This window comes from Streptomyces sp. NPDC058985 (genome assembly GCF_042740985.1).
Classification (GTDB): domain Bacteria; phylum Actinomycetota; class Actinomycetes; order Streptomycetales; family Streptomycetaceae; genus Streptomyces.
Map to the genome: position 1 here is coordinate 26,108 of NZ_JBHYJX010000056.1, position 24,130 is coordinate 50,237.

Sequence of the window (24,130 nt, forward strand, 5' to 3'; positions counted from 1 at the left end):
GGCCGGTGTCAGCCGGCCCCGTGCAGCGTGAGGTCGACGACCAGCGCGCGGTGGTCGGTGTCGGCCAGGTCCAGGAACCGGGCGCCGCGCGCGGCGAAGTCCTCCGAGACGAGGACGTGGTCGATCTGCACGCCGAACGCCGGGGCGGTCCGGGCCGGCCAGCTGACCGTACGGTCGGCCCCGGCCAGCCGGGCGGCGTCGCGCAGCCCCGAGTCGAGGATGCGGCGGAAGGCGGCGTGGTCCTGGGAGGCGTTGAAGTCCCCGGCCACGACGGCGGGCGCGCCGCGGTCCCCGGCGACCGCGTCCCGCAGCGCGTCCAGCTCGTCGCGCCACAGGCCCACCTGGTCCGGCAGCGGCGGCATGGGGTGGGCGAGCTGGAGCCGTACGGCGTGGCCGCGCACGTCGGCGACGGCGCCCGGCATGCCCATGGTGGCGGGAACGCCGGCGGTGGCCTCGAGCGGGTAGGTGCTCAGGATGACCGACCCCTCGGAGCCGCCGCCCTCGACCGCCTGCCGGTGGGGGTAGTCGGCGGCGAGGTCGCGGCGCAGTGCCGCGTCGCACGTGTACTCGCACTCCTGTACGAACACGAGGTCGGGCTTCTCCTCGCGGACGGCCGCGACGAGCGCGTCGGTGCCCTGTCCGAACTCGACGTTCGAGGTCATGACCCGCAGCTCGGCGAGGGGCGGTCCGGCGGGGTCGCCGGACTTGCCGTACGGCTCGATGAACCAGGCCAGCAGGCCGAGCAGCGCGACGCCCCACACCGCGCCGGTCCACCACCGCGCGAGCAGCGTCAGCAGCAGTCCGGCGCCGGTCGGCACGAGGAGCCAGGGCAGGAAGGCGAGCAGCTGCGGTACGGGGGTGACGCCGTCGGTGTCCGCGACGCGGCAGCCGACGACCACGCTCACCAGGGCGAAGAGCAGCGCCGCGCACCAGGCTCCGAAACGCCGTCCGGTGCGGCGGTCGGCGGGCAGGCCGGGGGAGTCCGTCCACTCACCGGTCGCCGTGTCGGTGTCCGTGTCCACGTACCGGCCCTCCGCTCGCGGGTGCGATGCCCGAATCCTCCCTCAAAGACGGGGGCGGGGCGGCGAAAGTTGCGCGCCCGGACCTACGCCGGTGCGTGGAACTCCCGGACGACCTCGATACGGCCGACGATGTGCCGGTTGAACTCGGCCAGCTCCTCCGCCGGGACCCACAGCTCCAGGATCGTCTCGCCGCCGGCCTGGCGCACCGGGTAGCGCTCCAGGAAGGCGGTGTCGACCTCGAAGCGGGTGACGTAGCCGGAGCCGGAGGCGGGGACGTTCCAGTCGCGGGCGATGCGGACCGCGTAGTCCTCGTTGAGGACGGGATAGAAGATCGGCTGCTCGGGCAGGCGCGGCGGCCAGGCCGTCCAGTCGGCGGCCTCGACCAGGGCCAGCTCCTCGGGGCCCGTGGGGCGCCACAGGGTCGTCGTCTCGGGCATGAGCGGTGACGGTAGCCGCCCGGAGGCGGGCGCCGCCAGGCGATTTCAGAGCCTGGTGCGGGTCGGCCCGGGGGCCGTGGAGTCCGGGGCGGGCGGTGTGGGGGGTCGGCGGCGGTGCAGGAAGGGGCGGAGGCGGGCGGTGAGCCAGGAGGTCAGGGCCACCGTGAGGCCGAGGGCGACGAGGAGCCAGGAGGCCGTGCGCAGGGTCTCGGTGAGGGCGTCGTAGACGGCGCCCGCGGCGGGGCCGTCCACCGGGCCGGGGAGGTCGGTGACGGTGAGCCGGCGGCCGAGGACGACGGCGAGGGCGAGCAGGGCCCCGCCCAGGGCGGTGCCGATCCCGGCGGCCGTGAGCGCGTGGCGGCGGCAGGCGGCGACCGCGATGCCGGTGACCGCGAAGACGACCGCCGCGAGCGGCAGCCAGAAGGCGGCGACGTCGAGCACGTGGTAGCCCTTCCTGAGCCGGTCCGCCTCGTGGGCCGGGAGCACGGTGACGGCGGTGTGCCGCACCGGGATGCGCCGCGCGAACGACACGTGGTCCGCGGCCAGCCGCTCCCGTACGCGTGCGGTGACGGGCGCCAGGTCGACGGTGACCGGGCGGCCCCGTGCCCCGTCGTCCCGCAGGGCGCGCAGCACGGCGACGTGGACGGCGCGGTTCGCCGCGTCCCAGCCCACGCGGAAGGCTTCGGTCCGGGCGAAGGAACGGGCCGCGTCCCGCACGAAGAGCCGCACGGCGCCGTCGCCGGGGCCGGCCGCGACCTCGTCGGCCACTCCGGTGCCCAGGGTGTCGGCGACCGTGTCCCGTACGTCCGGGTCGTCGGCGAGCGGCGCCATGGCCGCGACGTACCGCCCGGTGTCGGCCAGCCCGTACGCGACCCAGCCCGCCAGCGTGCCGCACGGTGCGAGCAGGCAGGCGAGGGAGATCAGTACGGCCGACAGGCCGCTCCTCAGTCGCGGGGCCACCCTCCCAGGCAAGCCCGTGCGGCCACCCGCGGCGACCGGGATGACTGCAGATGGCCCCTACATGCGCGCCGCCCGTGCCTTCTCGGCGTCCTCGTGGGTGTAGTAGCGGTAGAACAGCGACGCCGCCACCGCCGCCGCCAGCAGCAGGGACACCAGGATGGACGTGAACATGGCCACGCCGCTGCCGGAGTACAGGAACCCCAGCGCGCTGCCCGCGAACGCGCCCCACAGCACCGCGTGCCCCTCCCGCGGCAACCGCGCCGCCACCGCGCGGACCGCGACGAAGAGCACGAAGAACACGAGGACGCTCAGGAAGCCGACCAGCAGGTTCCAGCCGGTGATGGGCCCGCCGTGGCGGCGGACGGATGCGACCCAGTAGCCGTAGACCAGGCCGATCGCCAGCGGCATCGCCCATTTCGCCAGCAGGTGGGTTCGCGCGCCGAAGACGTCGGGCGGCCGGTGTGTCGGTGCCGCGTGAGCCATGGGAGCACTCCTCTCGCCTCCCCCCGACTTCCAGGGCACACCTGGGCGGGCCGGGCGGCAAGTCAGGATGCGGGGCACCGGGGGGCGTGCTTCGCTTGCTGCTGTGAGGGGTCGCGTGCGCAGGCCGGCGCGTGGCCGGTGGAAGTGGGGACGGCTGGTCCAGGCCGCCGGCCGGGGTGACGCCGTGTCCCGGCACGAACTGCTCAGCGTGCGCGGGCACACCGTCGCCTGGCTGATCCCGGCCGCGCTGCTCGCCGGCATCGCGCTGGCCGACCTCACCACCGACGTGTTCCAGATCATCTCCTGGACCGTCCTCGTCCCCGGTGTCGCCGCCGCGATCTGCGGGGTGCGGGCCACCGCCGTGTTCTCGCTGCTGGCGGTGGTCGTCTACCTCCTCGCCGACCTGGTCTGGAAGCACCGGGAGGAGACCGGGCTGCCCGGTCTGATGCTCGTCGTGATCGGCGGCGGCGTGGCGGTGGTGGTGGCCGCGGTCCGGGTCGGCGGCGAGCAGCGGATGCTGCACATGCGGGACATCGCGGAGACCACGCGCCGCACCGTGCTGCGCCCGCTCCCGGTGGGATTCGGCGGCCTGGAGCACGCCGCCGTCTACCTCGCCGCGGACAGCGAGGCCCGCGTCGGCGGCGACTTCTACGACATCCAGCCCGGGCCGCACGGCACCCGCGTCCTCCTCGGCGACGTGCAGGGCAAGGGCCTGGGCGCGGTGGACGCGGCCGCCGCCCTGCTCGGCACCTTCCGGGACGCCGCGTACCACGAGCCGGACCTCGCCGTGGTCGCCCAGCACCTGGAGGTCCGTATGCTGCGCCACCGCGCGCACACGGCGGCCCTCGGCCGAGCCGACGGCGACCGGTTCGCCACGGCCGTGCTGGTGAGCTTCCGCCTCGACCTGCCCCACGCCGTGGAGATCGTCGTCTTCGGCCACGAGCCGCCCCTGGCGGTCAGCCCGGGCGGCGTACGCGCCCTTTCGGTCCCCAGCGGCCTGCCCCTGGGCATGAGCGATCTCATCTCCCGCCCCCTGGTGTCGGTGAGCCGCGAGGCGCTCGCCGACGACGAGGCGCTGCTGCTGGTCACCGACGGGGTCTCCGAGGCCCGCGATCCCCACGGGCGGTTCTTCCCGCACGGCGAGGCCGTCGCCCGCGCCGTCGCCGCCGACGCCGCGAACGCCGCGCCGCAGCGGCTGGTGGCCCTCGTACGGGACGGCACGCTGCGGCACTGCCGGGGGCGGCTGGCCGACGACACCACGGTCTTCGCGGTACGGCGGGTGGGGCGGCCCCCGAAGTGGCCCTGAGCGCCGCGCTCCGCACCCGCAGCGGTTACGGTGCTGCCGTACGTGATCGACAGGGGGAGGGGACATGCCCGGAACCGTGCTGCTGCTCGCGGCGTCGCCGGTGGGCAGGGGATGCCTGGTGGACGCCGCCTCCGTGCTCCCCGTGCTCGCGGCCGTGCCGCCCGCCGTGCTGTCCGGCACCGACACGGCGAACGTCGTCGAACTCGCCGACCCGCTGGAGCCGCAGGCCGTGCTCACCCGGCTGCGTGCCGCGGCGGCGGCCCCGGGGCCGCTGACCGTCTATGTCGTCGGGCAGCTCCAGCTGGACCGGCGCCAGCGCCTGCCGCACCTGGCCCTGGCCCGCACCACCCCGGCCACCGTCCGCTACACGGCCCTGCCCTGGCACTGGATCCGCGAGGAGCTGCGGCTGCGGCCGAGCGGTGCGACGACGCTGCTGCTCGACCTGCACGCCGACCGGGAGACCTGGCAGTGGCTGCGGGCGGATTCAGTGGACGCAGTGGATTCATCGCATGCGGTGAATGCGGTGAATGCGGTGAATGCACTGCATCCGCTGAATCCGCTGAACGCGCTGGACTGCGGGCGCAACAACGCCGTCTACGGTCGCGTCGCGCCGCCGCCCCCGCGGCGGACGCTGGCCGCCCCCTCGTACATGCGGGCCCTGGCCACGATCCTGCGCAGCGGGCACCGGCCGCCCCTCGACGAGTTGCACCAGCAGGCGCTGGCCCGCACGGCGGCCGACGCGGCGGGCAGCGGCGCGGCGGCCGGCGCGGACCTGGTGCTGACGGGGCCGGGGCCGGCCGCGGGCGACCCGCACGCGGTCATCGCCGCCGCCGTGCAGGCGGGCCGGCACCCGGACGCGGACGCCCTCGCCGCCCGGCATGAGGGGGCCGCCGCGCACGCCTACGGGCCCGCCTCCGAGGAGGCGCTGCACTGGACGGAGGTCCGGGCCGACCTGGCGATGTTCGCGGGCGACGCGGTGCGCAGCTGCCGGGCCTGGCTGACGGTGGCCGAGGCCAGACTCGGCGCCGGCCAGCCCCCGCAGTCACCCGCGGTGGAGGCGGCCGTCGACCGGGCCCACCACCAGTGGGGCCGGGTGCGCGACACCGTCCCGGCCCGCGAACTCGGCGCGGCCCTCGCCACGCTGCGCGGCCGCGTACCGGGGCGCCGTGAGGGCGCCCTGGACCATGTGCGGCGGGAGCTGAGCCGGTTGCAGACCCAGGGCTGAGCCGACCGGCACCCGCTGCGACAGGGCTCAGGCGGGTCCGGCCTTGGCCCGGGTGCGGCGGCCGCCGTCCAGGACGCCGTTGATGATCTCGGTGTGCCGGCCCTTGAGCGCCGCGACGGGTATCTCGATCTTCTGGTGCACCTCGTGCTCGCTCTGCCGTTCCTTCACGCTGTTCTTCTCGTGCCAGCGCAGGTTCTGCCCGCCGGCCTCGATGAACGGGATGTCGGGGACCGTCTGGAGCACGACGCGCCTGCCGGTGTTCGGATCGGGAAGCTCGATCCAGAAGTGGTCGGGCACGGCGAGCTTGCCCGTCATCTTGTAATTGCACACCACCCAGCCCGCCGGGGTCCCGTCGGCCACGCTCAGCCCGTTGTGTCTCACGAAGCCCTCCACCGCCCGCCGCATGAGCGGCAGGATGGCTCCTTCGTCGTGCTTCTCGTCCAGCCTGAGGGGGTCGTAGTTCATCCCGGCCGCCGTGATGGCGGACCGTAACTCGTCCAGCTCCTGCTTGACCGTGGGGGCGATCTGGCTGAGTGCGGCCGGCTCGCCCATGCTGGTCAGGTACTCCCAGTAGTCGCCGTGGGAGATCCCGCTGCCCGCGGAGGCGGCGCGGACCGCCCACTCCCAGCAGGCGGCTTCCTTCTGGTCCTTGGGCAGCTTGCGGCCCCTGCCGCCCTTGTAGGTGTCCTCGTGGCCGAGCGGCTCCGCGATCATGCTGACCGCCTCCGGGTTGATCTCACCCTGGTTGCTCTCGTCGCGGTCGCGCTTCGCCCGCTGCACGGTGGCCCCCTGCCGCGCGCCCGGATGTCCGGACCGGCGGAGGGACTCCGTGACGGCGTCGTTGCCGGCGCTCTCCTGCAGCCCGAGGAGCCGAGCCTCTCTCGGGTCCTGGGCGGGGCGGCGGACGGCTCGCCGCGGGTCGGTGGCCGACTGCCGTTCGTTCTCCCGGTCGTGGTGTGCCCGCACGCCGGCTCCTCTCTGCCCCGGGCCCCGTCCGGGCCTGACCCGCCTGTCTATCAGCGCGCGACCGCGGAGAGGAGCGGGGAACGGGCACGGCCCGTGGCCGCAGGGGCAGTATGTGTCGCCCCGTCGTTGCCCGGGCGCCGCTCAGCGGTCCACGGAGGCCAGCTCCTCCAGGTGCGGGGCGGATTCACCGACCGGTGCCGGTGCGGGGGAGCCGGACGGGTCCGCGGGGCCGGCGTTCGCGGCCAGCAGGAGGCAGGCCACGGCGGCGAGGGCGGCGGCGAGGGCTCTGGCGTAGCGTTCGGCGGTGCGGGTGCGTACGGGCACGGCTTCCTCTGCGGGATCCGGGGATCGTGTCAAGCACTGTTAAGCGCGCTTAATACGCGGTTTAACCTAGAGCCGTCCGAGTCGAACGGCAAGAGCCTCAAGGGGAGTTGGCAGTGGGGGACCGTGACGACCGAGAGGCCATCGGACGCCGGGTGCAACGACTGCGGGCCGAGCGCGGGATGACCCAGCGCCAGCTCGCCGAACCGGCGTACACACCCGCCTACATCTCCACCCTGGAGGCCGGCCGTGTCCGCCCCTCCGAAGAGGCGCTGCGGCACCTCGCCGAGCGGCTGGGCGTGGGCTACGAGGAGCTGGCCACCGGGCGCCCGGCACGGCTCGCCACGGATCTGCGGCTCAGGCTCACCGAGGCGCAGCGCGCCCTCGCCACCGAGGGCGCCGAACAGGCCGCCGGGCAGTACACCGCGCTGCTCGCCGAGGCCGAGACGCACGAGCTGCCCGAGGAACGCGCCGCCGCGCTGCTCGGGCTCGGCGAGTGCGCCCTGGAGACCGGGGAACTGGCGGTCGGACGGCAGTACTTCGAACGGGCCGAGCGGTGCCTCGCCGACGCCGGTGTCCCGCTGCCCGGCCGGGTGCCCGCCCTGCGCGGACGCGCCGTCGCGCACTACCTCGCCGGCGAACTGCGGTACGCCGTCTACCTCCTGGAGTCCACGCTCGACGAGCTGAACCGCGGCGGCCTGCACGACCCCGACGCGCTGCTGCTGCTCTACGCCAGCGCGATCGGCCCGTACATGGACATGGGCGCCCACGCGCGCGCCGCCCAGGCCGCCGAACTGGCGCTCTCCCTCGCCCCCGGCGCCGGCGACCCCGCGCTGGTCGCCCGGATGCACCGCTCGGTCGCCCGCACCCTGCTCGCCGAGGGCCGCCTGGCCGAGGCGGACGCGTCGCTCGCCAAGGCCGCCGAGCTGTACCGCACGCTGCAGCTGCGCACCGAGCTGGCCAACTGCCACTGGATGCGCGGGTACGTCTACGCCCAGAACGGCGAACTCCCGCGCGCCGAGGAGGAGATGCGCGAGGCGCTGAGCATGCTCTCCGCCACCCGTGCCGCCCTCTACAGCAGCCAGGTCGCCGTCGAGCTGGCCGACGTACTGCACCGGCGCGGCAAGTCCGAGGAGGCCGCGGAACTGCTGCACGGGGTGCTGGACGACCTCTCCTCCGAGCGCGGGGCGGTGCACGCCGCGGGCGCGCACCGGCTGCTCGGCATCATCGCCGAGGACGCCCGGGACACCGAGGCCGCGGAGGAGCACTACGTCCGGGCGCTGAGCCTGCTGGAGCGGGCGGGCGCGGCCGGTGACCTGGCCGACCTGTGCCGGCTCCTCGGTGACCTGCTGCGCCGCACCGGCCGTGTGGAGGCGGCCCTCGACGCGTACCGCACCGGCCTGGGGCACCGCACCGCGCCGGGCACGACGACGCTGGGACCGGCGCCCGCACAGCCGCCGCTGTAGTCGCGCCGGCCCCGACCGCCGTGTCCTGCCCGGCCGCCGGTTTCCGCCGGTCGGGCACGGGTAGTCGGCCCTCGGCCGCCGTGCGGGAAGGAAGTGGTGCGCATGTCGCCCACCGACGAGCCCTCGGCCGCCGAGCTGATCGCGGCGGAGGTGCGGGACACACCGCCGGCCGAGGTGCCGGGCCGGATGTGCGCGACGGCGGTACGGCTGCTGCCGGTGACCGGGGCGAGCGCGTCGCTGCGCGGCGAGGGCGTGCCGGTGCGGCTGTGTGCCAGCGGGGACCGCGCGTCGTACCTGGCGGAGATCCAGGCCACGCTCGGCACCGGCCCCTGTGTGACGGCCGTCGAGGAGGGTGTGCCGGTGCTCGCCTGCGACCTGACGTCCGCCGCGGACGCCGGGCGGTGGCCGTTCTTCGCCCAGCAGGCCACGGCGGTCGGCGTCCGCGCGGTCTACGCGCTGCCGCTGGGCACCGACGACGCGTGCCTGGGCACGCTCGACCTCTACCGGAACAGCCCCGGCGGCCTGAGCGCGCCGCAGTTGCGCACGGCACGGCTGGTGGCCGGGGTCATCACGGTGGCCCTGATGACCCTGCCGCGCCGGGAGGGGGCCTGGCTGGACGAGGTGGCCGGCGACCACGACGAGGTCTACCGGGCCGTCGGCATGATCATGGCCCAGCTGCGCATCGGCGCGGACGAGGCCCTGGCCCGGCTGCGCGCCGACGCCTTCGCCCGCGGCCGCACGGCTCAAGCCGTGGCCCGCGAGGTCCTGACCCACCGCAGACACTTCGGCCACGACCCGGACCCCGGCCCGTAGCCCGCCGCCCGCGCCCGCCCCTGCCGCGGGCCCGTGCAATGCGCTGCGCGCTCGGGCCGCCCGGGTGGCCTCGTCGGCTGGCCGCTGGCCGCTGGTCGTGGACCGTCGCCCGGCCGCCCAGCGGCCACGACCCGGACCCCGGCCCGTAGCCCGCCGCCCGCGCCGGCCCCTGCCGCGGGCTCGTGCAATGCGCTGCGCGCTCGGGCCGCCCGGGTGGCCTCGTCGGCTGGCCGCTGGCCGTGGACCCGGGGTCCGGCCGACCGCCGCCCGTCGACCACCGACCGCCGGGTCCGGACCCCGGCCCGTAGACCGCCGCCCACCCTCCCCCTGCACCCGCCCTACACCTGCACCCGCCCCTGTCGCCGGACCTCCGCCAAGCGCCGGGCGCCCGTTTCGCTGGCCGTCCATGTGGGGTCGTCGGACGGTTCGGTGAGGGTGCCGATGGTCAGGCTGGCGGCGTCGTCGCCCACGCGGACGGCGGCGAGGTCCACGGTGAGGACGGATTCCCCGGCGTTCAGAGTGACCCGGACGCCCTGCCGGGCCTCGCCCGCCTCCGGCAGCGGCATGGCGGTGACCCGGACGTCCCGGGTGGGGCCGTGGGCGGCGCGGGACGTGAAGTGTCCGCAGGTGTCCGGTAGGGCGCCGAGCCAGGCCAGCGTGCGGTCGAGGTCGGCGGCACGGTGCGAGGTGACGCGGTAGTGCAGCTGGGCCCCGCCGTCCGTGTCGTCCAAGGCAGCCGTGGCGCGCGGCGCGGTGCCGAAGAGGTCCTCGGTGTACAGGACGTCCAGCAGGCGACGGCAGTCCGGCCGCTCGGCGGTGGCCTTGAGCACCTCGTCCCGCCAGGTCGCGGCGCCCCGCGTCGGCTCCCACGCCTCCCCCAGGTCGGCCTCCGTGATCAGGGCCGCCCGCGCCTGACCCTCGGTGAGCACGGGCGGCACGGCGGCCGGCGTCAGCGCGGCCGGGGACCGCGGGGCCGTCGGTGCGGGCGTGGCGGGGTGCTCCGCCGTCCGCCCGCCACCGGCACAGGCGGCCGCCGTGAGCGCCAGGACCGCCGACAGCAGGGCGGCGAGCGGGGCACGGGCGGCGGGGGCGTGCTGCATCGGTGCCTCCTGGAGGGCCGGTGCGGCCGGCGCCGCTCCGGGCTCGGCCGCACCCCCAGGCCACCACCGTCCCCGCCCCGCCACCAGCGCGCGCGGCCATCCGGGTGAGGGACGGGGACGGTGCGCGGTTACAGCCCCAGCCAGACCGTCGTGTCCGGGCCCAGGCGGCCGCCGTCCAACGGGCTGCTGCTCAGCAGTACCTCACCGGCCGGGAGGTCGACCGTGGCACCGGTGAGGTTGGTGACGCAGCGCCAGCGGTCCGTGCGGTCGAACCGCAGGACCCCGGCCGGCACGTCGTCGGACCAGGTCAGCGACTCGCCGTCGAGCAGCTTGCGGCGCAGGCGCAGGGCCGTGCGGTACAGCTCCAGGGTCGAGTCCGCCACGCCGTCCTGGGCCTGGACCGAGTACGCCGAGAAGACCGGCGGCTGCGGCAGCCACGCCGCGCCCGCGCCGAAGCCGTACGACGGTCCCTCCGTCGTCCACGGCAGCGGCACCCGGCATCCGTCGCGGCCCTTGCGGACGTGTCCGGTCTGCTCCCAGATCGGGTCCTGGAGGACCTCGGTGGGCAGGTCGGCCACCTCGGGCAGCCCCAGCTCCTCGCCCTGGTAGACGTACGCCGAACCGGGCAGCGCCAGCATCAGCAGCGTCGCCGCGCGGGCCCGGCGCAGGCCGGCGGCCGCGTCGACGGCCGGGGCGTGGCCGCCGGACAGCAGCCAGGCGTCGGTGTCGGTGCCCGGCGGCAGCACCAGGCGGGTGGCGTGGCGGACCACGTCGTGGTTGGAGAGCACCCAGGTCGCCGAGGCACCGGCGGCGTGTGCGTCGGCCAGCGAGCCGGTGATGATCGCGCGCAGCTGATCCGCGTCCCAGCCGCCCTGGAGGTACTCGAAGTTGAAGGCCTGGCCCAGTTCGTCCGGGCGGGCGTACAGCGCGCGCCGGGCGCCCGGGACCCACGCCTCGGCCACCGCCATCCGGGGCGGGGTGTAGGTGTCGAAGATCTTGCGCCAGTCGCGGTAGACCTCGTGGACGTCGTCGCGGTCGTAGAGCGGGTGAGTGCCCGGAGCGAACTCCGCGAGCGCCGCCTCGCCGCTCAGCTCGGGGGAGCCGAGGTCCCGCAGCGGCTCGGCCAGGTCCTTGACCAGGGCGTGCGCGACGTCGACGCGGAAGCCGTCGACGCCCCGGTCCGACCAGAACTTCAGCGTGGTGCGGAAGTCGGCGCGGACCTGCTCGTTCTCCCAGTTCAGGTCGGGCTGTTCGGGGGTGAACAGGTGCAGGTACCACTGCCCGTCCGGCACCCGCTTCCAGGCGCTGCCGCCGAAGACCGACTGCCAGTCGGTGGGTGGGAGTTCGCCCTGCGTGCCGCGGCCGTCGCGGAAGACGTAGCGGTCGCGGGCCGCGGAGCCGGGGCCCGCCTCCAGGGCCTCCAGGAACCACGCGTGCCGGTGCGAGGTGTGGTTGGGGACCAGGTCGACGATCACCTTGAGGCCCAGCCGGTGCGCCTCGGCGGCCATCGCGTCGAAGTCGTCCAGGGTGCCCAGGCGCGGGTCGACGTCGCGGTAGTCGTCGACGTCGTAGCCGCCGTCGGCGAGTTCGGAGGGGTAGAACGGGCTGAGCCACAGGGCGTCGACGCCCAGGGCGGCCAGGTGGGTCAGGCGCTGGGTGATGCCGCGCAGGTCACCGAGCCCGTCGCCGTCGGCGTCGGCGAAACTGCGGGGGTAGACCTGGTAGATGACGGCCTGCCGCCACCAGTTGGGGTCCTTGGACGACAGGTCGGGCTTGGCGGCGGTGCTGCGTACAGTCACGCGGTCTCCTTCGCGAGCGTGCGGGCGACACGAATAGATCTGTCCACATCACCCGAAAAGCGAACCCGCGTGCCCGCGACGCGCCGAGGGCTACGGAGTCCGGCGCTCGACCGCCGAGAGATACAGCTCCACGTAGCGGTCCACGTCCACGTCCAGGGCCACGTCCACCAGGGGCTGCTCCCGGGTCCCGTCGTGGAGTTCGGACTCGCCGGGGCGGACGCGGCGGTCGACGACGGTCTGCCCGCGGGCCGGCCCGGGGGCCAGGCAGACCTCGACGGGCAGCCGGTGCGTGGTCAGGCCCGCCGGGTCGAGCACCGCGCAGACCGCGCCCGCGTCGCCGAGGCCGCCGCCGGGGTCCGACGCGTCGGTGGCCGGGCCGCGGTGGGCGAGCAGCTCACCGGCGAGCCGGGTGCCGGGCTCACCGCTCGCGCGCAGGCGGCGCACGTCCGGGCCCGGGACGATCACCCGCTGGAAGACGTCGAGGCCGTACATCGTGATCGGCACCCGGGCGCCGAGCAGGATCGCGGCGGCCTCCGGGTCGTGCCAGACGTTGAACTCGGCGACCGGCGTCGCGTTCCCGGTGGCCACCGCGCCGCCCATGAACACGATCCGCTCGATGTTCCCGGTGACCTCCGGGTGGGTGCGCAGCAGCAGCGCGATGTTGGTCGCCGGCGCGGTGGGGATCAGGGTGACCGGGCGCGGGGAGGCGAGGATCTCCCGGCGCAGCAGGGTCACCGCGTCCACGTCGGCGGCGGTGCGGGTGGGCGCGGGCAGTCCGAGGTCGCCCATGCCGTCGTGGCCGTGCACGTGCCGCGCGGTGCGTACGCCCTCGATCAGCGGGCGCTCGGCGCCCCGGGCCACGGGGATGCCGGGGGCGCCGGCCTGCTCCAGCACGGTCAGGGTGTTCCGTACGACGCCCGCCACGTCGGTGTTCCCGGCCACGCAGGTGACCGCGCGCAGGTCGAGTCCGGGGTGGCGGACCGCAAGCAGCAGCGCGAGGGCGTCGTCGATGCCGGTGTCGCAGTCGATGATCACGGGGACGGGCTGCGGCTGGCCGGGGGCGGTCGTCACGGCGGGGGCTCCTTGGGCTGCGGGGGCCGGTCCCGGCGACCCTACGCGCGCCCGCTCGCGTCCCCGCGGGCCGGGCTGCTGGGCCGTGTCCGCGGGGCTGCTGGGCCGTGTCCACCGGGCCGCTCGGTCGTATCGGCCGGACCGCTACCGCCGTGTCCGCCCGGTGGCCCGTCCGCCGCCGGACCGCTGCCGCCGTGTCCGCCTGGTGGCCCGTCCGCCGCCGGACCGCTGCCGCCGTGTCCGCCTGGTGGCCCGTCCGCCGCCGGACCGCTCAGTGGTGCCCGGAGCCGCCGCTGCCGAAGGCTCCGCTGGAGCCGGGGAGCCAGCGCCGCCGTCGCTGGTCCTCGCCCCGGCGGCTGCCCGAGTGGTGCAGCTCGTAGGGCATGAGCCGTGGGCTGCCGTCCTGGTTCAGCGGGATCTCGTCGGGTTCCCGCATCTCCCGCTCCTCGCGGACGGCGCCGGTCTCCGGAAGGTGGGGCTGATCCTCGGCGCGCGGGCGGTCGGACTCCCGGTCCATGACCCGCATGCCGATCCGTACGGCGCCGATGAGCGCGCCGGCGACCACCAGCCCGAGGATGAAGGCCACTGTCACGTTGACCGCGTCGGGGGCGGCCAGCAGTTCATACGTTGCCGTACTCATGTTCCGATTATGTACCCCCAAATGGAATAAAGCGCCCGATATGTCCCCGCGCCCTCCTTGATCTCCGGGCATGGCGGTTCACGGCGCCCGCAGCGCGTCCACCGCGATCCGGGCCGCCGTGCCGATGACCGCGTCCGCGGCCGGGAGCGTGGCGGCGGTGTGGGCGGTGCGGGTGAAGACCGCGACGGCGTAGCGGCCCCCGTCGGGGTACTCGACGACGCCGACCTCGTTGCGCAGGGTCGGCAGGCTGCCGGTCTTGCCGGCCACGTGGACGTCGTCGAAGGGGAAGCCCGAGGCCAGGCGGTGCGGCCAGACCTGGAGGCCCATGATCCGGCGCATGGCGGCGCCGTACTCGGGCGGGCAGGCCTCGTCCCGCCAGAGGGCGGTGAGCAGCCGGGTCATGTCCCGGGGGGTGCTGCGGTTGGTGCGGGCGGGGTCCAGGGCGCGCAGCCGGGTGATGACATGCGGGTCGGCCAGGGCCTGGGCGCCGGCGGGCCCGGCGTCCTCCCGCATGGTGCCCAGCATCTCGCCGAAGCCGTACACGGCCCGCGTCCGGGTCAGGCCGAGCCGCTCGGTGGTCCGGTTGACGGCGTCCAGACCGACCCGGCGCAGCAGCAGGTCGGCGGCGGTGTTGTCGCTGACGGACATCATCCAGAACGCCGCGTCGCGCAGTGACAGCCGGACCGGGTCCAGCATCGCCGACAGGCCGGTGGGCCCCGGGGTGCGCCCGTCGGCCGGGCACTCGACCTGCTCGGTGAGGTCGAGCACCCCGGCCGCCGCCTGCTCGTGCAGCGTCACCAGCACGCACACCTTGTGGACACTCGCCGTGCACACCGCCTGGTCCGCACCGGCCTCCACCTGCGCACCGGAGTCCATGTCCACGGCGTGCAGCCACCCGGTGACCCCGGCCTCGGCGAAGGCGGCGCCCAGCCGGGCAGCGGTCGCGGTGTCGGTCACAGCCAGTACTCCGATGCCGGGCGAAGGTGCAGGGGCCGGGCGGGGGCCTCCGAGTGGGCGTCGGCCGTGGTGCGCAGGGCGTGGGTGGCCGCGGCCGTGAAGGCGCCGACGGCGGCGTCGCCGCGCCCCTTCGGCCAGGCCGCGGAGTGCCGCCAGGCGGGCGCGGCCCCGGCCAGCGGTCGCCAGACCAGGTCCTGGTCGCCGGGCGTCACCAGCCGGGTGTCGCGCGGGCACAGGGCGACGGCCCCGGACGACAGCACCAGGCCGCGTACGAAGCTGGCGCCCTGGCCGTGCCGTACGGCACCGGGCGTCCAGCCGCCCCGGGCACACGCGGTGAGCAGGTCGTCGTAGACCGCGGGGGCGTCGGCGCGCGGGAAGAGGACCAGGTCGTAGCCGGTCAGGGCGGCGAGCGGCACCTCCGCCCGGTCCGCCTGGGGTGCGCCGCGCGGCAGCAGGACGCCGAGGTCGCGGCGGAGCACCGGACCCAGCTCCAGGCCGGCCACGTCGCAGGGGTGGTGGATCAGGCCGACGTCCAGCTCGTGCGCGGCGAACCCGGCGAGCTGCTGGGCGGTGGACAGCTCGTGCAGCTCCAGCTCCAGCCCCGCGTGGCGGCGCCGGAAGTCCGCCAGCAGCGCGGCGACGGTCTCGCCGGAGATGTCGGGGGACAGGGCGGCGCGCAGCAGACCGGTCTCGCCGTCGCGGACCCGGCGCGCGGTGGCCCGCAGGGACTCGGCGCGGGCCAGCAGCTCACGGGCCTCGGCGAGCAGCAGCGTGCCCCCCTCGGTGATGGTCACCTGGCGGCTGGTGCGCTCGAAGAGCCGGACGCCCAACTCCTTCTCCAGCCGCTGGATGCGCTGCGACAGGGGCGGCTGGGCCATGCCCAGCCGGGTGGCGGCACGCCCGAAGTGTGACTCTTCTGCAACAGCCACGAAGCACTCCAGGTGCCGCACCAGGTCCACGAGCAGTAATCATATCGGGGATTGATCGATCCAACATCCATATCAATCTTGGACAGGGGCCCGGTGGGGTTGCTCTCCTCGGGACATGCGCTCCTTCCGCGACCTCGCACCCCGCCTCCGCCGGTGGCCCGGTGCGCTCGCCCTCGGCCTCGTGCTCCCCCTGGCCGGCTGCTCGGCCGACTCCTCCCGCCCGGACGCCGCGCCGCCGGCGAGCGGCGCGTCCGGCACCGGCGGTACGGCCACGGCGGCGCCGGAGGTGTCCGGGGAGCTGCGGGTGGACGGCGACACCCGCCGCTACCTCCTGCACCGGCCCGCCGCCGACGGCCGCAGGCCCCTCGTCATCGCCTTCCACGGCCGCGGTGAGAGCGCCGCGGACCTGCGGGAGAAGAGCGGGCTGCAACGGGCCGCCGAGGAGCGCGGCATGCTCGTCGCCTTCCCCGAGGGCCTCGACCGGGGCTGGGGCGCGGGCGCGAAGGCGACCGGGCAGCGTCCCGACCCCGGGCGCGACGTGCGGTTCACCGAGGCGCTGATCAAGCACCTGGTCGGCACCGAGCACGCCGACCCGCGGCGGGTCTACGTCGCCGGGTTCTCCAACGGCGGCTCGATGGCCCTGCGCATGGCCGCCGAACGCCCCGACCTGCTGGCGGGCGCGGCCTCGGTCTCCGGCCAGCTGGCCGCGGGCGACGGCGCGGTGAAGCCCACCGGCCCCGTCCCGGTCCTGGTCGTCTACGGCGCCGACGACCCCGTACGGCCCCTGGCCGGCCTGCCCTCCCCGCCGCCGGACCCCGAGGAACCGATCCTGCCGAGCCTGTCGGCACGGGACACCGCGGAGGCGTTCGCGGACGCCGGGGGCGCGGGCGATCCGGTCACGCGGGCGCGGAAGGGCTACGACGACACCGTCTGGCGGCCGGAGGACGGCCGGGGCGGCCCGGACGCCGGCACCGTGCGGCTCCTCGTCGTCCACGACGCCGGTCACACCTGGCCGGGGACGACCGTCGCCCCGCCCGAGGGCTTCGGCCCCGTCAGCAAGGACCTGGACGCCACCGGCACGATCCTCGACTTCTTCGCCGCCTCGGCCCGCTGACCCGCCGTCGCGCGCCGCGCCGCCCCCGGCCGCCGACCCGTTGCCGCCGCCGCACCGAACGCACCGAACGCACCGAGCCGCCGCACCGAACGCACCGATGCGATGCACCGGACGGCAGCCACGGCCCCCTTCCACCACCCCGCCACCCCACCGCCCGGCCCCTTCACCGCCAGGCCACCCGGTCACCCCGCCACCCCACCGCCCAGCCACCTCACCGCCAGGCCACCCGGCCACTCCACCGCCCCGAGAGACAGGGAACCTCCCATGCCCGACGCCCCCTACCTCCCCTCCCCCCGCCGCCGCGGCCCCCGCAACGGCGTGCGGGCCGTCGCCGCGGTGGCGGTCGTGCTCGCGGTCGCCGCGGGTGGCTCGTACGCCGCCGGGCTCGGACCCTTCGCGCGCGGCGACGACGGCCCGGACCCCGCCGCGATGGAACAGGCGCGCGCGTTCCTCGCCGACTGGTCCGCCGGGCGCCTGCCGGACGCGGCCGGCCGCACCACCAGACCCGGCCCGGCCGAGGAGGTGCTGCAGAGCTTCACCGCCGGGCTCGACATCGAGAAACCGAAGCTGACGGCGGCGGAGGACGCGAAGGAGGCCGAGGACGGCACCCTCGGCGTCCCGTTCACCGCCCGGATGCCGATCAGTGGCCTCGGCACCTGGACGTACGAGTCGGAACTGCCGCTGCGTGAACAGGAGGACGGCGCCTGGAAGGTGGACTGGCGGCTGTCCCTGGTGCACCCGCGGCTGAGCGACACGGAGAAATTCCGGCTGGAGCGCGCCGAGACCACCCCGCCGAAGGTCACCGACCGCGAGGGGACCTCCCTCAACGGCGCGCGGTACCCGTCCCTGGCACCGCTCCTGGGCCGGCTCGCCGGCGACTCGGGCGGTGGTGGTCCGCGCGGCGCGGTCGAGCTGGTCGACCGGGCCAGTGGCGAGACCGTGCGCACCGAGGCGTCCTTCGGCAAGAAGCCCGACCCGGCGACGGCGGACCGGCCCGTGCGCACCACCCTGGACGCCACCTGGCAGTCCGCCGCCGAGCAGGCCCTCGCGAAGGCCGACGGCAAGAACGCCGCGCTCGTCGCCCTGCGCGTCGACAACGGCGAGGTCCTGGCCTTCGCCAACTCGCCCTCCAGCGGTTTCAACCGCGCCGCCTCCGGCACCTACGCGCCCGGCTCCACCTGGAAGATCGTCACCAGCAGTGCCCTGCTGCTCAAGGGCGCGGTCGCCCCCGACGACGTCGTGGACTGTCCCAAGTACCTGACGGTCGGCAAGGAGTTCCACAACGTCGAGACGTCGGAGCACCCGGGCGCCACCTTCCGCAAGGACTTCATGGAGTCGTGCAACACGGCCTTCATCAGCCTGCGCGGCAAGCTCGACGAGGGGGAGCTGGGCCAGGTCGCCCGCACCTACTTCGGCGTCGGCCAGGAGTGGCACGTGGGCATCCCGACGTACGACGGCTCGGTGCCGGTGCCCAAGGACGAGACCGAGAAGGCCGCGTCGATGATCGGGCAGGGCCGGATCCAGGCCAACCCCCTGATCATGGCGTCGGTGACGGCGACCGCGGTCTCGGGCGAGTTCCACCAGCCGTCCGTCACCGCGGGCAACGAGAACGGCACTCGCACCGAACCGCTCCCCCGCGAGGTCGTCACCCAGCTGCGGGGGCTGATGCGGGACACCGTCACCGACGGCACCGCGCGCGTCCTGGCCGACCTGCCCGGCGAGGTCGGCGCGAAGACCGGCACCGCCGAGGTCTCCGACGACCAGGACAACAACGGCTGGCTCGTCGCCCACCGCGGCAACGTGGCCGTCGCCGTGGTCGTCGAGGAGGGCGTCACCGGCGGCGGCTCGGCGGGCCCGGTCGTCCACAGCCTGCTGTCCGCCGTACCGGAGGACCCGTCCTGACGCTCGCGGTCGGCGATAGCATCGGCACCGACAGCGCGGGGAGTACTCCCCGGTTCGTACGATCCGGAGGGTGGGGATGACCGTCGGCGCAGGCGAGGGAGCGCCCCGGCAGCGACGCGACGCGCGACGCAACCGGGAGCTTCTGCTGGAGGCGGCCCATGAGGTGTTCACCGAGCAGGGGCTTGACGCGCCGCTGGACGTGATCGCGCGCCGGGCGGGGGTCGGCAACGCGACGCTCTACCGCCACTTCCCCACCCGCGCCGCGCTGGTGGACGCCGTGTTCCGGGACTCGCTGACCGGCACGGTGGAGGCGGGTGAGCGGGCCCGGCGGGCGCCGGACGCGTGGGCGGGTTTCATTGGCTATCTGGACGTCGTCTTCGCGGCGCTGGCCGCCGACCGCGGCTCCAACGACCTGATGACCACGCGGCTGCGGGGCGTGGACAGTCTGGAGGCCGTGCACGAGCACAACCGCCGGACCGTGGACGCGCTGCTGGTCCGCTGCCGGGACGAGGACACCGTGCGGGCCGACGTCACCACCGAGGACGTCCTGTTCGGGCTGGCGGCGCTGGGCCGCGCGGTCCCGGCGCTGACCGCCGCGACCGCGCCGGACGCCTGGCGCCGCCCGCTCGCCCTGTTCCTCGCCGGTCTGCGGACAGGGCCGGCTTCACCGCCCCTGCCGGCGCCCGCGCTCACCGCCGCGGACCTCGGCGAGGTCCTGCGCGAGCTGGGCCCGCACCGCACCCGCGTGGGCGGCCGCGACGGCGGGTGACAGGGCGCGTGAGACCTCAGAGATCGAACTCGTGCGGCGGCAGGTCCAGCGCGTAGCACGCCTCCCGCACCACGGCCCGCTCGTCCTTGTCGAAGTCCCCGTCGGCGCCGCCGATCACGATGCCGATCTGCACCACGGCACGTGCCTCGGCGGGCTTCTTCTTCGCCTTGGCGATCTCCTGGAGGATGCCGACCTTGCCGAAGGCGAAGTCGGCGGTCAGCTTGTCCAGGTTCTCCTCGAAGCGGCGGCGCAGGTCGTCGGCGGGGAAGTTCTGCAGTACTTCGTTGGCCGAGATCAGCTGGGCGACCCGCTGCCGCTCCGCCGGGTCGACGGTGCCGTCGGCCGCGGCGACCAGTGCGCACATCGCCATGCTCGCGTCGCGGAAGGCGCCGCTCTTGAGGTCGTTCTTCTTCGCCACGAGCTGCGTCTGCATCTGCGACGCGGACTCCTTGAAGCGGTCCCACAGGGCCATGAGAACTCCGTACGGGTCGGGAGAGTCTTGTATCTACACTCGTGTAGAAGTTATCAGGAGTCGGAACAACGGGGTCCGGCGCACCGTTCTCTACAGGCGAGTAGAGGCGGGTTGCGCGAGCACTCCCCTTCTCTTTGCAGGTCCTTTACCATGTGAGGGAAAACCTCGGGCGCCGGCTGGTACCGGCGCCCGCCGACCCCGTTAAGGAGTCCCGTTCCGTAATGGAGCCTCCCAGTACCGGCCGTGCCACGGCCGGCCCGCCAGTGCCCCCGTATGCGCGTGAGGGAAGCGGGGTGGCACGGTGACCGAGGTCCTGCTGCTCCTGCTGGCCCTCCTGCTCACCCTGGCCTGCGCGCTCTTCGTCGCGGCCGAGTTCTCCCTCACCACCGTCGAGCGCGGTGACCTGGAGCATGCCGCCGAGTCCGGCGAGCGCGGTGCCGAGGGAGCCCTGAAGGCCGTACGTTCCCTGACCCTCCAGCTCTCCGGCGCCCAGCTCGGCATCACGGTGACCTCGCTGGTCATCGGCATGCTGGCCGAGCCGTCGATCGCGGTGCTGCTGCGCGGCCCGCTGACGGCGATCGGCCTGGGCGCCGCCGCCTCGACGGTGGCGACGCTGCTCGGTGTGGTGCTCTCCACCGTCGTCCTGATGGTCGTCGGCGAGCTGGTCCCCAAGAACTGGGCGATCTCCCGCCCGATGGCCGTCGCGAAGGTCGTCGCGGGTCCGCAGCGCGGCTTCACCACCGCCTTCGGCCCGTTCATCCGGCACCTGAACGACACGGCGAACCGTTTCGTACGCCGCTTCGGCCTGGAACCGGCCGAGGAGCTGGCGTCCGCCCGCAGCGCCGAGGAACTGGTCGCCCTCGCCCAGCACTCGGCCGCCGAGGGCACCCTGGAGGCGGACTCGGCCGAGCTGTTCGTCCGCACCCTGCACCTGAGCGAGTTGACCGCGGAGAACGTCATGACCCCGCGCGTGGACGTCAAGGCCTTGGAGGCCCACGCCACCGCGGCCGACGCCGCGAACCTCTCGCACGCCACCGGCCTGTCCCGTTTCCCGGTCTACCGGGACAGCCTGGACGAGGTCATCGGCACCGTGCACATCCGCGACGTACTGGCCCTGGAGCCGGAGCGCCGGGCGGTCACCCCCGTCACCGAGCTGGCCGCCGCGCCGCTCCTGGTGCCGGACAGCCTGCCCGCCGACCGCCTCCTGGAGCGCATGCGCCGGGCCCGCACCATGGCCGTCGTCATCGACGAGTACGGCGGTACGGCGGGCGTGGCCACCGTCGAGGACATCGTCGAAGAGGTCGTCGGCGAGGTGCGCGACGAGCACGACCCGGTCGAGATACCGGACCTGCTGCCCGCCCCCGCGCGGGCGGACGGCCGGGCGGCCTGGGAGGCCGACGGCTCGCTGCGCCTGGACCACCTGCGGCGCATCGGCCTGACCGCGCCGGAGGGTCCGTACGAGACCCTGGCCGGTCTGGTCGCCACCCACCTCGCGCGCATCCCCGTCAAGGGCGACGTCGTCGACCTGGACGGCTGGCACCTCGACGTCCTCGACGTCGACCACCACCGCGCGGACCGCCTCCGCGTCACCGCGCCCGCGCCCCTGGTGGGCGGGCAGCCGGAGCACGAGCAGCGGGAGATGGCCCGATGACCGCCGTACAGCTCTTCATCGGCGCGCTGACGCTGCTGACCAACGCGTTCTTCGTGGGCGCCGAGTTCGCCCTGATCTCGGTGCGCCGCAGCCAGATCGAGCCGCGCGCGAAGGCGGGCGACAAGCGCGCCCGGATGACCCTGTGGGGCCTGGAGCACATCTCCCAGATGATGGCCACGGCCCAGCTCGGCATCACCGTCTCCTCGCTGGTGCTCGGCGCGGTCGCGGAGCCGGCCATCGCGCACCTGATGGAGCCGGTGTTCGAGGCGGTCCACATGCCGCACGCGCTGGTCCACCCCGTCGCCTTCGCGATCGCCCTGACCCTCGCCACGTATCTGCACATGCTGATCGGCGAGATGATCCCGAAGAACATCGCGCTGGCCGCCCCGGCGACCACCGCCCTGTTCCTCGGTCCCGCGCTGGTCGCCCTCACCCGGGCCCTGAAGCCGTTCGTCTTCGGCATCAACGCCTTCGCCAACGCCCTGCTCAAGCTGCTCAGGGTGGAGCCGAAGGACGAGGTCGAGGCCGTCTTCACGGACGACCAGCTGGCCCGCATGGTGGTCGACGCCAGCGAGGCCGGGCTGCTCACCCCGGCCGACGGCGAGCGCCTGCGCGACGCACTGGAGCTGGGCACCCGCCCGGTCGGCGAGATCCTGGTCCCGTCGCAGAAGATGCGCACGGTCCCCCACACGGTCACCCCGGCCGAGCTGGAACGCATGGCCGCCGAGGCGGGCTACTCCCGCTTCCCGGTCACCGGCCCCGGCGGTACGGTCCTGGGCTACCTGCACATCAAGGACACCTTGGGCCTCACCGACCGCGACCGCCCGTTCCCGCGCTCGGCCCTGCACCGCGTCACCCGCGTCCGCATCGACACCCCGCTCGACGACACCCTCACCGCCCTGCGCACCGAGGACAGCCACCTCGCCGCGGTCACCGGCGAGACGGGCGCCGTCCTGGGCTTCGTGACGATGGAGGACGTCCTGACGGAGCTGGTCGGACCGGCACCGGTGGGATCCTGACCCGCCGGGCAGCCTGACCGCGCGGGAACCTGACCCGCGCGGTCGGCCGGTCCGGACACGGCCGCGTCCGCACCACCACGCCTCCCCGGCGACATCGCCGGGGAGGCGGTCGTGTCCTTCCCGCCCGCTCACCACCCGGTCGCGACCAGGTGGTTGACGAGCAGCGCCAGGACCGCCTGCGCCGCCAGCCACGCGCGCGGGCGCGGGAGGAACGCACAGGCGGGCAGGAGCCACTGGACGAAGGGGAGCCAGATGCGTTCCGTCTCCGCCTTGCTCATGCCGGACAGGTCGGCGACCAGCAGGGCGAGCAGGCCGGCCGCCACGAGGAACGCGAGGCGGAGGTCCTCCGCCGGCGCGTCCCCCTCGCCCCGCCGCCGGATCAGCACGACACCCGCCCGCCGCAGCCCCGCCACCGTGGCCAGGCCCGCGATGAGGACCGTGCAGGCGAGGTTGGCCCACACCCAGTACGCGTAGGGGCGGACGCCGGCCGCGCCCTCGTAGTACCGCTCGACGAGCAGGTGGTACGCCTCCCACCAGTCGAAGCCGATCACGGTGAAGGCGACCGGCACCACCGCCATGCCCGCCAGCAGCGGCACGAACAGCAGCGGGCGCTCGCGCACCCCGCGCCGCCCGAGCACCAGCACCGCCGCCCCGGTCACGGCGAAGAGCGTGAGACCGTACGACAGGTAGCAGGTCAGCCCGAAGAGGAGCCCCGCGCCCGCCGCCCACCACAGGGAGCGTCCGGTGACCGTGAGGGCCAGCAGCGCCACGGCCCACGCGGCGACCGCCGCGAAGTAGCCGTCGGCGGACGTGCCCATCCACACCGCGGCCGGTGCCAGCACCAGGAAGGGCGCCGCCCGCCGGGCGAGCCGCTCCCCGGCCAGGGCCCGCACCGTCACCAGGACGGCCACGCACGCCGTCGCGCCCACGGTGATCGTCCACGTCCCGGCCCAGCCCCCGCCACCCAGCCCGATCCGGTCGAGCAGCACGTAGGTGAGCGTGGCGCCCGGCGGGTGACCGGCCACGTGGGCGGGCCAGTTGTCGGGGGAGTGCAGCAGGATGTGCCCGTTGAAGTCGCGCAGGGTCGCCGGGATGTCGCGCCAGCGGTCGATGACCCACAGGTACTCCTGGCTGGTGGTGAGCCGCCCGGCGACGCCCCGCTCCCAGCCGTCGATCAGGGCCAGCGACCAGGTCCACGCCATCGCCGCGCCCCACGCCGCGGGGAGCAGCGCGCGCCACCGCAGCCGGGCGGCGACGGCCGGCCCGTACGCCACGGTCGCCGCGGCCACCAGGACGGCCGCCGGGGTGCCGGGGCCCAGGTGCGGGTCCCAGCGGCCCAGCAACGGTGGAAAGCCGACGATCAGGTCGTCGTAGGTGTACACGTGGCGGCCGACCAGGATGGCGGCCGCCACGAGCAGCACGGCCGCCGCGGCGGCGTACAGGTCGCGGGGGACGGAGCGGAGGCGGGTCACACCGGCACCGTAGGGCGGAAGATCGCCGGCCGGACGGCGCACACGGCGGACGTCAGCGTTTCGTCATGGGTCGTGGACCCCTTTCGGGGCCTCCCGCTGCCTACGGTCGGGACATGCGAGACCTCGCCACACGGCTTCCCACCTCCCCGGGCTTCTGGCGCAGCCCCCTGCGCGGCCCCCGGTTCACGTCCGTGCTCGGCATCGTGCTGCTCGTCGGCATCACCGTGCTGTTCGTG

At 75.0% G+C, this 24,130-nt stretch carries 23 protein-coding genes; 9 read left to right on the forward strand and 14 right to left on the reverse strand.

Features of this window, described 5'->3' with window-relative positions:
- Positions 1 to 8 precede the first annotated feature (8 nt).
- The 4 genes from ACFW01_RS33615 to ACFW01_RS33630 all read right to left on the reverse strand — a co-directional run bounded on the left by ACFW01_RS33615 (position 9) and on the right by ACFW01_RS33630 (position 2,902).
- On the reverse strand, positions 9 to 1,022 hold the full coding sequence (locus ACFW01_RS33615) for an endonuclease/exonuclease/phosphatase family protein (RefSeq protein WP_384509973.1): 1,014 nt from the start codon (positions 1,020 to 1,022) through the stop codon (positions 9 to 11).
- 83 nt (positions 1,023 to 1,105) lie between these two features.
- Positions 1,106 to 1,459, reverse strand: coding sequence for an ADP-ribosylation/crystallin J1 (locus ACFW01_RS33620; RefSeq protein WP_161329542.1), 354 nt, complete (start codon positions 1,457 to 1,459; stop codon positions 1,106 to 1,108).
- Positions 1,460 to 1,504: 45 nt separating this feature from the next.
- Positions 1,505 to 2,419, reverse strand: a complete 915-nt coding sequence (locus tag ACFW01_RS33625; RefSeq protein WP_384509976.1) for a hypothetical protein — start codon at positions 2,417 to 2,419, stop codon at positions 1,505 to 1,507.
- A 57-nt stretch (positions 2,420 to 2,476) separates the two neighbouring features.
- A complete protein-coding gene (locus ACFW01_RS33630; RefSeq protein WP_384509978.1) occupies positions 2,477 to 2,902 on the reverse strand; it encodes a hypothetical protein in 426 nt (141 codons plus the stop codon).
- Between the two features lie 67 nt (positions 2,903 to 2,969).
- On the opposite strand from ACFW01_RS33630, the gene ACFW01_RS33635 reads away from it, so the two are divergent.
- The gene (locus tag ACFW01_RS33635; RefSeq protein ID WP_384509980.1) at positions 2,970 to 4,208 is read left to right on the forward strand and encodes a PP2C family protein-serine/threonine phosphatase; all 1,239 of its coding nucleotides are present in this window, start codon (positions 2,970 to 2,972) and stop codon (positions 4,206 to 4,208) included.
- Between the two features lie 64 nt (positions 4,209 to 4,272).
- On the forward strand, positions 4,273 to 5,433 hold the full coding sequence (locus tag ACFW01_RS33640; RefSeq protein WP_384509983.1) for a hypothetical protein: 1,161 nt from the start codon (positions 4,273 to 4,275) through the stop codon (positions 5,431 to 5,433).
- 27 nt (positions 5,434 to 5,460) lie between these two features.
- Here the strand turns inward: ACFW01_RS33640 and ACFW01_RS33645 are convergent, their stop codons facing one another.
- Complete coding sequence (locus ACFW01_RS33645; RefSeq protein WP_384509986.1) at positions 5,461 to 6,399, reverse strand: hypothetical protein; 939 nt, start codon at positions 6,397 to 6,399, stop codon at positions 5,461 to 5,463.
- A 141-nt stretch (positions 6,400 to 6,540) separates the two neighbouring features.
- The gene (locus ACFW01_RS33650; RefSeq protein WP_234956554.1) at positions 6,541 to 6,723 is read right to left on the reverse strand and encodes a hypothetical protein; all 183 of its coding nucleotides are present in this window, start codon (positions 6,721 to 6,723) and stop codon (positions 6,541 to 6,543) included.
- A 113-nt stretch (positions 6,724 to 6,836) separates the two neighbouring features.
- Here ACFW01_RS33650 and ACFW01_RS33655 point away from each other — a divergent pair, with 113 nt between their 5' ends.
- Both ACFW01_RS33655 and ACFW01_RS33660 read left to right on the forward strand, forming a co-directional pair.
- Positions 6,837 to 8,186: a helix-turn-helix domain-containing protein gene (locus ACFW01_RS33655; protein ID WP_384509989.1), complete on the forward strand. Its 1,350-nt coding sequence runs from the start codon at positions 6,837 to 6,839 to the stop codon at positions 8,184 to 8,186.
- Positions 8,187 to 8,288: 102 nt separating this feature from the next.
- Positions 8,289 to 8,999 carry a GAF and ANTAR domain-containing protein gene (locus ACFW01_RS33660; protein ID WP_384509992.1) on the forward strand — a complete coding sequence of 237 codons (711 nt, stop codon included), beginning with the start codon at positions 8,289 to 8,291 and terminating at the stop codon, positions 8,997 to 8,999.
- 338 nt (positions 9,000 to 9,337) lie between these two features.
- Here ACFW01_RS33660 and ACFW01_RS33665 read toward each other — a convergent pair whose 3' ends face one another.
- The 6 genes from ACFW01_RS33665 to ACFW01_RS33690 form a co-directional block, all read right to left on the reverse strand.
- Positions 9,338 to 10,099: a hypothetical protein gene (locus ACFW01_RS33665; protein ID WP_234956557.1), complete on the reverse strand. Its 762-nt coding sequence runs from the start codon at positions 10,097 to 10,099 to the stop codon at positions 9,338 to 9,340.
- A gap of 128 nt (positions 10,100 to 10,227) precedes the next feature.
- On the reverse strand, positions 10,228 to 11,898 hold the full coding sequence (locus tag ACFW01_RS33670; RefSeq protein WP_234956558.1) for a glycoside hydrolase family 13 protein: 1,671 nt from the start codon (positions 11,896 to 11,898) through the stop codon (positions 10,228 to 10,230).
- A gap of 90 nt (positions 11,899 to 11,988) precedes the next feature.
- The gene (locus ACFW01_RS33675; protein ID WP_384509996.1) at positions 11,989 to 12,969 is read right to left on the reverse strand and encodes a nucleoside hydrolase; all 981 of its coding nucleotides are present in this window, start codon (positions 12,967 to 12,969) and stop codon (positions 11,989 to 11,991) included.
- A 271-nt stretch (positions 12,970 to 13,240) separates the two neighbouring features.
- Positions 13,241 to 13,609: a DUF6479 family protein gene (locus tag ACFW01_RS33680; protein WP_234956560.1), complete on the reverse strand. Its 369-nt coding sequence runs from the start codon at positions 13,607 to 13,609 to the stop codon at positions 13,241 to 13,243.
- A gap of 78 nt (positions 13,610 to 13,687) precedes the next feature.
- Positions 13,688 to 14,566: a serine hydrolase gene (locus ACFW01_RS33685; RefSeq protein WP_234956561.1), complete on the reverse strand. Its 879-nt coding sequence runs from the start codon at positions 14,564 to 14,566 to the stop codon at positions 13,688 to 13,690.
- Positions 14,563 to 15,495: a LysR family transcriptional regulator gene (locus tag ACFW01_RS33690; RefSeq protein WP_384510000.1), complete on the reverse strand. Its 933-nt coding sequence runs from the start codon at positions 15,493 to 15,495 to the stop codon at positions 14,563 to 14,565. The genes ACFW01_RS33685 and ACFW01_RS33690 overlap by 4 nt, the downstream gene beginning before the upstream one ends.
- Positions 15,496 to 15,610: 115 nt before the next feature.
- On the opposite strand from ACFW01_RS33690, the gene ACFW01_RS33695 reads away from it, so the two are divergent.
- The 3 genes from ACFW01_RS33695 (at position 15,611) to ACFW01_RS33705 (ending at position 19,280) form a co-directional block, all read left to right on the forward strand.
- Positions 15,611 to 16,609, forward strand: coding sequence for an alpha/beta hydrolase family esterase (locus ACFW01_RS33695; RefSeq protein ID WP_384510003.1), 999 nt, complete (start codon positions 15,611 to 15,613; stop codon positions 16,607 to 16,609).
- A 264-nt stretch (positions 16,610 to 16,873) separates the two neighbouring features.
- Complete coding sequence (locus tag ACFW01_RS33700; protein ID WP_384510006.1) at positions 16,874 to 18,511, forward strand: penicillin-binding transpeptidase domain-containing protein; 1,638 nt, start codon at positions 16,874 to 16,876, stop codon at positions 18,509 to 18,511.
- 76 nt (positions 18,512 to 18,587) lie between these two features.
- Positions 18,588 to 19,280 carry a TetR/AcrR family transcriptional regulator gene (locus ACFW01_RS33705; RefSeq protein ID WP_384510009.1) on the forward strand — a complete coding sequence of 231 codons (693 nt, stop codon included), beginning with the start codon at positions 18,588 to 18,590 and terminating at the stop codon, positions 19,278 to 19,280.
- A gap of 16 nt (positions 19,281 to 19,296) precedes the next feature.
- On the opposite strand, the gene ACFW01_RS33710 is transcribed toward ACFW01_RS33705, so the two are convergent.
- Entirely contained in the window at positions 19,297 to 19,752 is a 456-nt protein-coding gene (locus tag ACFW01_RS33710) for a tellurite resistance TerB family protein (RefSeq protein ID WP_234956566.1), read from the reverse strand.
- Between the two features lie 301 nt (positions 19,753 to 20,053).
- On the opposite strand from ACFW01_RS33710, the gene ACFW01_RS33715 reads away from it, so the two are divergent.
- Both ACFW01_RS33715 and ACFW01_RS33720 read left to right on the forward strand, forming a co-directional pair.
- Positions 20,054 to 21,403: a hemolysin family protein gene (locus ACFW01_RS33715; RefSeq protein ID WP_384510012.1), complete on the forward strand. Its 1,350-nt coding sequence runs from the start codon at positions 20,054 to 20,056 to the stop codon at positions 21,401 to 21,403.
- On the forward strand, positions 21,400 to 22,422 hold the full coding sequence (locus ACFW01_RS33720; RefSeq protein WP_234956568.1) for a hemolysin family protein: 1,023 nt from the start codon (positions 21,400 to 21,402) through the stop codon (positions 22,420 to 22,422). Before ACFW01_RS33715 ends, ACFW01_RS33720 begins: the two co-directional genes overlap by 4 nt.
- Positions 22,423 to 22,550: 128 nt before the next feature.
- Here ACFW01_RS33720 and ACFW01_RS33725 read toward each other — a convergent pair whose 3' ends face one another.
- Positions 22,551 to 23,894, reverse strand: a complete 1,344-nt coding sequence (locus ACFW01_RS33725; protein WP_384510015.1) for a hypothetical protein — start codon at positions 23,892 to 23,894, stop codon at positions 22,551 to 22,553.
- Positions 23,895 to 24,130: the final 236 nt, after the last annotated feature.

Excerpts from the sequence above, each read along its gene's own strand:
- ACFW01_RS33720 (WP_234956568.1), top strand. The coding sequence starts at position 21,400 with ATGACCGCCGTACAGCTCTTCATCGGCGCGCTGACGCTGCTGACCAAC.
- ACFW01_RS33640 (WP_384509983.1), top strand. The coding sequence starts at position 4,273 with ATGCCCGGAACCGTGCTGCTGCTCGCGGCGTCGCCGGTGGGCAGGGGA.
- ACFW01_RS33630 (WP_384509978.1), bottom strand. The coding sequence starts at position 2,902 with ATGGCTCACGCGGCACCGACACACCGGCCGCCCGACGTCTTCGGCGCG.
- ACFW01_RS33620 (WP_161329542.1), bottom strand. The coding sequence starts at position 1,459 with ATGCCCGAGACGACGACCCTGTGGCGCCCCACGGGCCCCGAGGAGCTG.
- ACFW01_RS33660 (WP_384509992.1), top strand. The coding sequence starts at position 8,289 with ATGTCGCCCACCGACGAGCCCTCGGCCGCCGAGCTGATCGCGGCGGAG.
- ACFW01_RS33695 (WP_384510003.1), top strand. The coding sequence starts at position 15,611 with ATGCGCTCCTTCCGCGACCTCGCACCCCGCCTCCGCCGGTGGCCCGGT.
- ACFW01_RS33665 (WP_234956557.1), bottom strand. The coding sequence starts at position 10,099 with ATGCAGCACGCCCCCGCCGCCCGTGCCCCGCTCGCCGCCCTGCTGTCG.
- ACFW01_RS33710 (WP_234956566.1), bottom strand. The coding sequence starts at position 19,752 with ATGGCCCTGTGGGACCGCTTCAAGGAGTCCGCGTCGCAGATGCAGACG.
- ACFW01_RS33700 (WP_384510006.1), top strand. The coding sequence starts at position 16,874 with ATGCCCGACGCCCCCTACCTCCCCTCCCCCCGCCGCCGCGGCCCCCGC.
- ACFW01_RS33635 (WP_384509980.1), top strand. The coding sequence starts at position 2,970 with ATGCGGGGCACCGGGGGGCGTGCTTCGCTTGCTGCTGTGAGGGGTCGC.
- ACFW01_RS33680 (WP_234956560.1), bottom strand. The coding sequence starts at position 13,609 with ATGAGTACGGCAACGTATGAACTGCTGGCCGCCCCCGACGCGGTCAAC.
- ACFW01_RS33705 (WP_384510009.1), top strand. The coding sequence starts at position 18,588 with ATGACCGTCGGCGCAGGCGAGGGAGCGCCCCGGCAGCGACGCGACGCG.